Source organism: Allosphingosinicella sp., from assembly GCF_036387215.1.
Classification (GTDB): Bacteria; Pseudomonadota; Alphaproteobacteria; order Sphingomonadales; family Sphingomonadaceae; genus Allosphingosinicella.
In genome coordinates this window covers 1-9,945 of record NZ_DASVUE010000430.1, presented here as the reverse complement: position 1 = coordinate 9,945, position 9,945 = coordinate 1, and the positions used below count along the sequence as shown (strand labels likewise).

The window sequence follows — 9,945 nt, the reverse complement described above, 5'->3', positions numbered from 1 at the left end:
ATGCCGCCGCGGGAGCGGGGCGGCTGATACCGCCTGGGCGGGGCCCTGGCCCGGCGCCTGCGGAGCGGTGGCGGCAATCTGCGCCATCTTACCCTTGCTCTTATGTTCTCGTTACCGGGCCGCGGCAGGCCGCCGCCCGTTGACTTGCCGAAACCAATATACCGAAAGGGAATTGACGGCAACCGAGGGTGCGCGAGCGTTGACAGCCCCCGCCGCCGCTCCTATTTCGCGCGCTCTGCTGCCCGATCGTCTAATGGTAAGACTACGGACTCTGACTCCGTCAATCGTGGTTCGAATCCACGTCGGGCATCCAGCCTTCTCCTGAACCCTCCGATCCTTGGCCGCCGGCCCTCGCATGTCCCGGCGGGTGCTAACGCTTGTTAATGTGTTTTTAAGGAACGGGAACGGGTGCGAAACTGTTTATATGACAGTCTTTCAGGGGCTTGGGACGCCTCGCGTCAGCCCCGCACCTATGGAGTTCGCCCACGATGGCAACGCAATATGCTGCCGTTCCCGCGTCGGTCCTCGCGCTTCCGTTCCTGCTCGCGCGGTCGCGGAACGTCGATCTGGATTGGACGGTGCGGATGGCGCTTTCCTCGGCGATCGCGGCGGAGCGGGCGGTCGACGCCGGCCGCCGCAATACCCGCGCGCGGCTCGCTTACCTGCTGTGCGAGCTCGGTTACCAGCTCGATCGCCGCGGCGCCGACAAGGACCAGGAACTGCCGATCCCACGTGCCGAGATCGCAAGCGCGCTCGGCACCAGCCTTTGCCGGGTGAAGCGCACGCTCGCGCTCTTCTTCCTCTCCGGGGTGACCGCTGCCGACGCGCGGACGGTCCGGGTGCTCGATTGGCGCCGCCTGAGCTCGGTCGGCGGCTATGATCCGGCGCGGCTGGGGCTGCCGGTCGAGGAATGGGGCGACGGGTCGGCCGCTCCCGAGGAAGATGCGGCGAGCAACCTCCTCACCGCCGCCGGGGATCCCGCCTGCTTCGTCTAGGCGGGTGGTCCGTCATGGTCTGACGGATCGTCCTCGCTGTGCGGCGCCGGCCGGGTCGGCTGCTCCGTAAATCCGTCCAGTCCCGCGAGCTCCTCGACATCGCGCGCGATTTCGACCGGGCTTGCCGCGTAGAGGATCGTCAGCTCGGCAAGCGACTTCAGCGCGTGGATGTGGATGCGCTCATAGCCGTGGCTTGCATCGATGCCGAACGTGATGAGCGCGGTCCGGACGTCCGCGCCTCCTTCGAGTGCCGAGGCGCTGTCGGAGCGGTAGTAGCGGAAGACGTCGCGCTGGTGGCGGATCTGGTTCTCCTCGCAGAGGCGGATGAGCTTCCGCGTCAGGTGATAATCGAACGGCCCCACCTGGTCGGCCATTGCGATCGTCGCCCCGAACTCGGCGCTGTTCTGGCCGGGCGCGGTGGTGCCGTTGTCGATCGAGACCATTGCGACCACGTTCTCCAGCAGAACGGCCGAGGCGCCTGAGCCGACCTCCTCGGCGATCGTGAAGATGAAGTGGATGTCGACCGGCGTCCGCACCCGAGCGTCGATCATTGCCTTCAGCGCTGCCAGCATCACCGCGCAGCCGGCCTTGTCGTCGAGGTGGCGGGAGACGATGTAGCCGTTGTCGAGGAACTCGGTCCCCGGATCGACGGCGACGAAATCGCCGATGTGGAGGCCGAGCGCTTCGCAGCTCCTGCGGTCGTAGCAATCGGCATCGATCCGCACTTCGACATGCGGCCAGCCGACCGGCTGGGTGTCGATCTCCTCGTTGAACGTATGCCCGGACGCTTTGAGCGGCAGGATCGTGCCGCGGAACGAGCCCTCGTCGGAGAAGATGGTGCAGCGCGCATATTCGGCGGCGCGGGCGGACCAGGTGCCGATCGGCACGAGTTCGAGCCGGCCATTGTCCTTGATCATCTTCACCGTCGCGCCGAGCGTATCGAGGTGCGAGACGATCGCCCGCGCACCCTCCATTTCCCGGCCGCGGTAGATGGCGAGGATCGCGCCGCGGCGGGTGACAGAGAAGGGGATCCCGAGACGCTCCAGCTCCTCCGAAACGTAGCGGACGACGGTGTCCGTGTACCCCGTGGGGCTCGGTATGGAGAGAAGCCGCTTCAGCTGCGCCTTCAGATACTCCGTATCAATGTTCGGCAGCGGCATCGGCCTTCCTCGGTTCGCGTGCGGCCGCAGGCATGGTGAGCGGGAAGAGCAGGTCGATGAAGCGCTGCGCGGTCGGCTGCGGCTCGTGGTTGGCGAGGCCGGCGCGCTCGTTCGCTTCGATGAAGACATAGTCGGGATCGGCGGGATCGGAGACGATGAAGTCGACGCCGACGACCGGGATTCCGATCGCCCTTGCCACGCGGATCGCTGCCTCCTTCAGCCGCGGGTGCAGATGGTCGGTTACATCGTGGATTGTGCCGCCGGTGTGGAGGTTGGCGGCCTTCCGCACCGGGAAGGAGACACCCTCCGGCGGCACGTCGTCCATTCCATACCCCGCTTTGCGGACGCAGCGTTCGGTCTCGGTGTCGAGCGGGATCCTGGATTCTCCGCCGGTGGCGGCGGCGCGGCGGCGGCTCTGGCGTTCGATCAGCTGCCGCACCGTGTCTCGGCCGTTGCCCACCACCTCCGCGGGCCGGCGCACCGCGGCGGCGACCAGCTCGTAGCCGATCACGATCAGGCGGAGGTCCAGCCCCTTGTGGAAGCTTTCGACCAGCACCTGCTCGGAATGGCGGGACGCGATCTCGATCGCCTGTTCGACGCTTTCGATGGTGTCGAGATCGACGGCGACGCCGCGCCCCTGCTCGCCGCGCGCCGGCTTCACGACGAGGGAGCCGTGCTTCTCAAGCATCGCCTTCACCGCGGTGCGGTCCGAAGCCTCCACCTCCTCCGGCACCTCGACGCCCGCCGCTTGAACGATCCGGCGCGTCATCGCCTTGTCGTCGCAGATCGAGAGTGCGACGGCGCTGGTGAGCTCGCTTAGCGACTCCCGGCAGCGAACCGTCCGGCCGCCGGAGGTGAGCTGGAACAGCCCGCCCTCGGCATCGAGCACGTCGACCGCGATGTTCCGCCGCCGCGCCTCGTTGATGATGATGCGGGCATATGGGTTCATGTCCTTGGCGGGATCGTGGCCCGCGAACAGCCGCTCGTTGATGACGTTTCGCCGCTTCACCGCGAACACCGGGAGGCGGTGGAAGCCGAGCTTCTCGTAAAGCGCGATTGCGCCGCGATTGTCGTGAAGCACGGAGAGGTCCATCGATCCCGCTCCGCGGGCGATATAATGTTCTGCAAGCCATCGGATCAGCGCTTCGCCGACACCGGGGTGCGGCGTCTGCGGATCGACCGCGAGCGTCCAGAGCGATGAGCCTTTCTCCGGATCCTCGAAGGCGATGCTGTGGTCGATGCCAAGCACGGTGCCGATGATGGCGCCGCTCTCCTCATCCTCGGCGACGAAATAGGTGAGCAGCCGCCCCTGGCTCTCCTCGTCGAAGAAATCGGGCCGCACCGGCACCATGCGGTGCAGCGCGTAGAGCCGATTCACCGCGTCGGCATCCGTATCCGGCACCATCCGCCGCACCATGAAGCCGCCCGGCTTCCGGTCCCATCCGCGATAGGTTGCTAGGTTCAGCCGGTAGGTGTGCGAGGGGTCCAGGAACAATTCGGAAGGCGCGGCCGCGATCAGCACGTGCGGTTCGGTCACATACATGGCGATGTCGCGCTGCTCCGGCCCCTCGGCGCGGATGTCGCAGACGAGATCCTCCACCTCCTCATAGGTCTGGCCGAACAGGATCCTACCCCAGCCGCAGTCGACGAGCGCGTTCGCCTTCACCGGCTGCGGTTTGCCGCGCCCGATCTGCTGCCAAAGCCGCATCAGCCGACGCCCTGCTGCTGAAGCCAGAGCTCGAGCAGCCCCACCTGCCAGAGCTCCGATCCTCGCAAGGGAGTGATGTGCCCGGTGGGATCGTCGAACAGCCGCTCCAGATAGCCCCCGTCGAACAGCCCACGCTCCCGCGCCGGCCGGCTGGTGAGCGCGTCCCGCACCAGATCGAGATAGGGCCCCTGAATGTATTTGAGGGCCGGCACCGGGAAATAGCCCTTCGGCCGATCGATCACTTCCGACGGGATCACGCGCCGGGCCACGTCCTTCAGTATGCCCTTGCCGCCGCCGGCAAGCTTCAGCTCCGATGGAACGCGCGCGGCAAGCTCGGTCAGCTCATGGTCGAGGAACGGCACCCGCGCCTCAAGCCCCCAGGCCATGGTCATGTTGTCGACGCGCTTCACCGGGTCGTCGACCAGCATGACGTTGCTGTCGATCCGCAGCGCCTTCGCGACCGGATCGGCCGCGCCCGCGCGCGCGAAATGCTCCCGCACATAATCGAGCGGAAGCGTGCCTCCGTTCCGCCAGTCCGGCCCCAGATGCCGGTTCAGGGTCTCGGCGTCCCGGTCGAAAAAGGCACGGGCGTAGGTCGCGACCGGATCGTTCGCCCCCGCCATGGGCGGATACCAGTGATAGCCGGCGAACACCTCGTCCGCGCCTTGGCCGGACTGCACCACCTTGATGTGCTTCGAAACCTCGCGGCTGAGCAAATAGAAGCCGACATTGTCGTAGCTCACCATCGGCTCCGACATCGCCTCGATCGCTCCGGGGAGCTCACGCAGCAAGTCGGCCGACGGGATGAAGAGCTTGTGGTGCTTGGTGCCGTAGTGGCGGGCGATGAGGTCCGAATAGACGAATTCGTCACCCTTCTCGCCGTTCGCCTCCTCGAAGCCGATCGAGAAGGTGGAAAGGCCGTGCTGTCCCATCTCGGCCAGCAGACCCACGATCAGGCTGGAATCGACGCCGCCCGAAAGCAGCACGCCCACCGGCACGTCCGCCACCATCCGCCGCTCGACCGCGGTTCGGAGGGCGACGAGGACCATCTCCTCCCATTCCTCCTTGCTCCGCGCCTCGTCGCTTCCGAACGGCGGGTCCCAATAGACATGCTCCTTTGAAGAGCCGTCCTCCTCGATCACCCGCACCGTCGCCGGTGGCATCTTCCTGATGCCCTTCAGGATCGTCCAGGGCGGCGGCACGACGGCGTGCCAGCTCATGTAGAATTGCAGCGCCTGCGGATCGATCGACGTATCCACATCGCCCGCGGCAACGATCCCGGGCAAGGTCGAGGAGAAGCGCAGCCTTCCGGGCGCCTCCGAATAATAAAGCGGCTTGATGCCAAACCGGTCGCGGGCGAGCACCACCCGCCCTGTTTCCCGCTCGTGAAGCGCGAAGGCAAACATGCCCTTGAACCGTCCGACGCAGGCAGTGCCCCAGGCATGATAGGCCTTGATGATCACCTCGGTGTCGCCGCCCGAGAAGAAGCGGTAGCCGAGCGCCCGGAGCTCGTCCCGAAGCTCCTCGTAATTGTAGATGCAGCCGTTGAAGACGAGGTCGAGCCCGAGCTCCGGATCCACCATCGGCTGTGCGGAGCGGTGCGAAAGGTCGATGATCTTGAGGCGCTGGTGCCCCAGCCCCACGCGCCCGCGCATCAGCTGGCCGCAGCTGTCGGGGCCGCGCCGTGCCTGGCTGCGCATCATCGTCGCAACCGCGCCCGAGTCCGCAATGCTCCCGTCGAAGCGGATTTCGCCCGCTATGCCGCACATGGCGGGTGAGCCTCTCTTGAAACTGATTTGTGTGACATTGAACCCGGTGGAGGATCGATCGTTGCCGTAACAACCGTGCACCTCCGGATTTGCTCCGTGGCTGCCAAACTCTCCCGACATCTGTTACAGGTCCGTCATGATCGAGAAGAACATCAAGGATCAGCCGCCGGTCGACTATCAGGCGCTGGTCGACGCCGTCCTCGACGATGCCTCCAACTATCGCGGCCATGGCGATGTCTCGAACTATCTGCCGGCGCTCGCGCAGGTGAATCCGAACAAGCTCGGCATCGCGCTCGCGACCGGAGACGGCAACGTCTACGTCGCCGGCGATGCCGATGAGCCATTCTCGATGCAGAGCATCTCTACCATCTTCTCGCTTTCGCTGGCGCTCGGCCATGTCGGCGGTGCGCTCTGGAACCATGTCGGGCGCGAGCCCGCAGGCGCGCCCTTCAACGCCCTCGTCCAGCTCGAGGAGGAAAAGGGGAAGCCACGCAATCCCTTGATCAATTCCGGCGCGCTCGTCGTCTGCGATCAGCTGATCGGCCGCGACAGCGCCGACGAGGCGGTGGAGGAGATCCTCGACTTCCTGCGCGAGCGGAGCGGCGACGACAGCGTCGGCATCGACGAGAATGTCGTCATGTCGGAATCGAAGGCCGGATCGCTGAACCGCAGTCTCGCCCATTTCATCGCCGCCTGGGGCAATCTCAATAATCCGGTCGAGGACGTGCTCAGCGTCTGGTTCCGCCAGTGCGCGATCCGCATGAGCTGCCGCCAGCTTGCCCGCGCCGGACTTTACCTCGCCTTCGACGGGATGGATCCCGTTTCGAAGGCGGAGGTATGCCTTCCCTCGCGCAGCCGCCGCATCAACGCGCTGATGCTGACCTCCGGCCATTACGACAATAGCGGCGACTTCGCCTTCCGGATCGGCCTTCCCGGCAAGAGCGGCAGCGGCGGCGGCATCCTTGCCACCATCCCCGGTATCGGCGCGGTGGCGGTCTGGTCTCCCGGCCTCAACGCTGCACGCACCTCGCTCGCCGGCGCCGTCGCACTCGAAAAGCTGGTCGAGCGCACCGGCTGGTCCGTCTTCGTCTGAGTGCGCGTGGTGCAACCTCGATCACAGGAATAGCATCTGGTCCGCGCGTGCGCGGGCGCGTACGAAGGCTTATGTCGCTCACGGCACCACCGGGCGGGGACGATAAGTGGCGGACGCTGACACGGCATTGATCCTGGCGCGGGCGCAATTCGCGTTCACCGTCAGCTTCCATTTCATCTTCCCGGCCTTCTCGATCGGCCTTGCGAGCTACCTCGCGGTGCTCGAAGCCTTGTGGCTGAAGACCGGCAAGGAGGTGTACATCAACCTCTTCCGCTACTGGCTGAAGATCTTCGCGATCGCGTTCGCAATGGGCGTCGTCTCCGGCATCGTCATGTCCTACCAGTTCGGCACCAACTGGTCGGTCTTCTCGGATCGAGCGGGGCCGATCATCGGGCCGCTCATGGCCTATGAAGTGCTCACCGCCTTCTTCCTTGAAGCCGGGTTCCTCGGCGTGATGCTGTTCGGGCTGGAGCGGGTGGGGAAGAAGCTCCATTTCCTCGCCACCTGCATGGTCGCGCTCGGCACCGCCATCTCCGCTTTCTGGATCCTCAGCGCCAACAGCTGGATGCAGACGCCGGTCGGCTGGGCGCGGAACGCGGAGGGGCAGTTCGTGCCCGCCGCCGGCTGGCTGGAGATCATCTTCAACCCGAGCTTCCCCTTCCGCCTCGCCCATACCGTGACCGCCGCTTATCTCACGACGGCGCTTGCCGTGGGTGCGGTCGCGGCCTGGCACCTGCTGAAGCGGCGCGACACGCCGGAAGTGCGGAAGATGTTCTCGATGGCGATGTGGATGGCCGCCCTGGTGGCGCCGGTGCAGATCTTCGTCGGCGATCTTCACGGCCTCAACACGCTCGAGCACCAGCCGGCGAAGGTGATGGCGATGGAAGGGCATTTCGACAGCTATCCGAACGGCGCGCCGCTGATCCTGATCGGGATGCCTGACAGCAAGGCCGAGAAGACTCACGTCCTCCTCGAAATCCCCAAGCTCTCATCGCTGATCCTGAAGCACGATGCGGATGCGCCGCTCGAGGGGCTGAAGAGCTTCCCCCGCTCCGAGCGGCCGCCGGCGGAGATCGTCTTCTGGTCGTTCCGGGTAATGGTGGGCCTCGGCATGCTGATGTTCGCGCTCGGCCTGTTCAGCCTGCTCGCGCGGCTGAGGAAGCGGCTCTACGACTGGAAGCTGCTTCACCGTTTCGCGCTGGTGATGGGGCCGTCCGGCTTCGTTGCCGTCATCGCCGGCTGGGTAACGACCGAGGTGGGGCGGCAACCCTATGTCGTCTACGGCCTTCTCCGCACCGCCGACGCCGTCTCGCCCATCGCCACGCCCGGAGTCACCGGCTCGCTCATCGCCTTCGTCCTCGTATACTTCACCGTCTTCGCGGCCGGGACCATCTACATATTGAAGCTCGCGGGACACCCGCCCCACGCAGGCGAGGGCGGCGAGGCGGAGGCGCCGATCCGCACCGCCGGAATCACGCCGTCACCCTCGATGCGCCGCCGCGGCTCCGATCCGCGGCCCGATCTCAGCGAGGAGGCGCGCTGATGGACCTCACCGTCGCCTGGGCGTTCCTGATCGCTTTTGCAGTCGCCGCCTATGTCGTGATGGACGGGTTCGATCTCGGCATCGGCATCCTCTTTCCGTTCTTCCGGGTGGGCAAGGAACGCGACCAGGCGATGAACGCGATCGCGCCCGTCTGGGACGGGAACGAGACGTGGCTCGTGCTCGGCGGCGGCGGGCTGATGGCCGCCTTTCCGCTCGCTTATTCGATCATCCTCCCCGCGCTCTACGCGCCGCTGATCGCGATGCTGCTCGGGCTTGTTTTCCGGGGCGTCGCGTTCGAGTTCCGCTGGCGCGACGCCGGCCACCGCAAATGGTGGGACGCCGGCTTCTTCATCGGGTCCCTCGTCGCAACCTTCGCGCAGGGGATAACGTTGGGTGCGCTCCTGCAGGGGATCACGGTCAGCGGCCGCGCCTATGGCGGCGGCTGGTGGGAATGGCTGACGCCGTTCAGCCTGCTCGTCGGGGCAAGCCTCGTCGTCGGGTACGCACTGCTCGGCGCGACCTGGCTCATCTGGAAGACGGAGAACCGGATCCAGCAGGATGCCCGCCGCTATGCCAAGCTCCTGACCCCCGCCTTGCTGCTGGCGATGGGCGGCGTCAGCCTCGCCACTCCTTTCGTGGAGCCCAAATATTTCGAGCGCTGGTTCGATCATCCGGGACTGCTCGTCACGATCCCGATGCCGCTCCTCGTCGCCGGCACCGCCTTCGCCCTCTGGCTCAGCCTTCGCCGGAGCAGGGACTGGCATCCGTTCGTGCTGACGCTAGGCCTGTTCCTGCTCTCGATGCTCGGCCTTGCAATCTCGATCTGGCCCGACGTGATCCCCGGCCGCGTCTCGATCTGGCAGGCCGCGGCGCCCTACCAGAGCCAGCTGTTCATGATCGTCGGCGCGCTGGTCCTCATCCCCTTGATCCTGGCGTACACGGGCTGGTCCTACTGGGTGTTCCGCGGGAAGGTGGGGGAAGATGGGTACCATGAGCATTGAGCCTGCACCGCTTAAGGTACGGCTCGCCTGGTTCGTGGCCCTGTGGGTGGCTGGCGTCGCCACCGTGGGGAGCGTCGCCTATTTGATCCGCTGGTGGATCCATCCGTGACGCCTGAGCGGCAGCTCCGGCTCGCCGTTAGCTAATCGTTAGCCGAACGCAATTATTGTCACCTCCGAACAGCGGGGAGGGGACGATGAACTACCGTACCGAACAGATGGCGGCGCAGCTTCATTCCGTGTCGATGCGGATGCTGCGCGTGCTTCGGCGCGAGGATGAAGAAGCGGGGATGAGCGCCTCGCGGCTCTCGGCACTGTCAGTGATCGTCTTCGCCGGCCCGATCTCGCTCGCGGACCTAGCAGCCGCCGAGCACGTCCGCCCGCCGACGATGAGCCGCATCGTCGAGAATCTCGTGCAGGACGGGCTCGTCACACGCGAAACCGATCCTTCCGATCGCCGCATGGTCCGCATTGCCGCGACCGATGCCGGCCGCGCCGTGCTCGACGACGGCCGCGCCCGCCGCGTGCAGGCGATCAGCGGCCGGCTCGAGAAACTTGCCGACAGCGAGCGGCGCGCGCTCTACCGCGGGCTGGAGCTGATGGAGCGGATCACCCGCATCTGATCACCGCGCCCGCGAGCGCCCGTTGCCAAGGCTTGCGAGCTGCGCCCGGTCGCGGC

At 66.2% G+C, this 9,945-nt stretch carries 9 protein-coding genes and 1 tRNA gene; 7 read left to right on the top strand and 3 right to left on the bottom strand.

Annotated features, from left to right (window positions below; translation table 11 throughout):
• Positions 1-239: 239 nt before the first annotated feature.
• Positions 240-313 (top strand) — tRNA-Gln (locus tag VF662_RS16355).
• A 175-nt stretch (positions 314-488) separates the two neighbouring features.
• Positions 489-995, top strand: a complete 507-nt coding sequence (locus VF662_RS16350) for a helix-turn-helix domain-containing protein (RefSeq protein WP_464143016.1) — start codon at positions 489-491, stop codon at positions 993-995.
• Here VF662_RS16350 and VF662_RS16345 read toward each other — a convergent pair.
• From VF662_RS16345 to VF662_RS16335, 3 genes are read right to left on the bottom strand one after another with little or no spacing between them, the layout of a single operon-like run.
• The gene (locus tag VF662_RS16345) at positions 992-2,155 is read right to left on the bottom strand and encodes an osmoprotectant NAGGN system M42 family peptidase (protein WP_464143015.1); all 1,164 of its coding nucleotides are present in this window, start codon (positions 2,153-2,155) and stop codon (positions 992-994) included. The genes VF662_RS16350 and VF662_RS16345 overlap by 4 nt on opposite strands.
• Complete coding sequence (gene ngg, locus VF662_RS16340; protein WP_464143014.1) at positions 2,136-3,863, bottom strand: N-acetylglutaminylglutamine synthetase; 1,728 nt, start codon at positions 3,861-3,863, stop codon at positions 2,136-2,138. Before ngg ends, VF662_RS16345 begins: the two co-directional genes overlap by 20 nt.
• Entirely contained in the window at positions 3,863-5,632 is a 1,770-nt protein-coding gene (locus VF662_RS16335; protein ID WP_464143013.1) for an N-acetylglutaminylglutamine amidotransferase, read from the bottom strand. The genes ngg and VF662_RS16335 overlap by 1 nt, the downstream gene beginning before the upstream one ends.
• A 136-nt stretch (positions 5,633-5,768) precedes the next feature.
• Here VF662_RS16335 and VF662_RS16330 point away from each other — a divergent pair, with 136 nt between their 5' ends.
• The 5 genes from VF662_RS16330 to VF662_RS16310 all read left to right on the top strand — a co-directional run bounded on the left by VF662_RS16330 (position 5,769) and on the right by VF662_RS16310 (position 9,889).
• Positions 5,769-6,725 (top strand): glutaminase, encoded by a 957-nt coding sequence (locus VF662_RS16330; protein ID WP_464143012.1) that lies wholly within the window; start codon positions 5,769-5,771, stop codon positions 6,723-6,725.
• Between the two features lie 106 nt (positions 6,726-6,831).
• Complete coding sequence (locus VF662_RS16325; RefSeq protein ID WP_464143011.1) at positions 6,832-8,268, top strand: cytochrome ubiquinol oxidase subunit I; 1,437 nt, start codon at positions 6,832-6,834, stop codon at positions 8,266-8,268.
• Positions 8,268-9,269, top strand: coding sequence for a cytochrome d ubiquinol oxidase subunit II (cydB, locus tag VF662_RS16320; protein WP_464143010.1), 1,002 nt, complete (start codon positions 8,268-8,270; stop codon positions 9,267-9,269). Before VF662_RS16325 ends, cydB begins: the two co-directional genes overlap by 1 nt.
• Positions 9,259-9,378 carry a DUF2474 domain-containing protein gene (locus VF662_RS16315; protein ID WP_464143009.1) on the top strand — a complete coding sequence of 40 codons (120 nt, stop codon included), beginning with the start codon at positions 9,259-9,261 and terminating at the stop codon, positions 9,376-9,378. Before cydB ends, VF662_RS16315 begins: the two co-directional genes overlap by 11 nt.
• Positions 9,379-9,463: 85 nt before the next feature.
• On the top strand, positions 9,464-9,889 hold the full coding sequence (locus VF662_RS16310) for a MarR family winged helix-turn-helix transcriptional regulator (protein ID WP_464143008.1): 426 nt from the start codon (positions 9,464-9,466) through the stop codon (positions 9,887-9,889).
• Positions 9,890-9,945 lie beyond the last annotated feature (56 nt).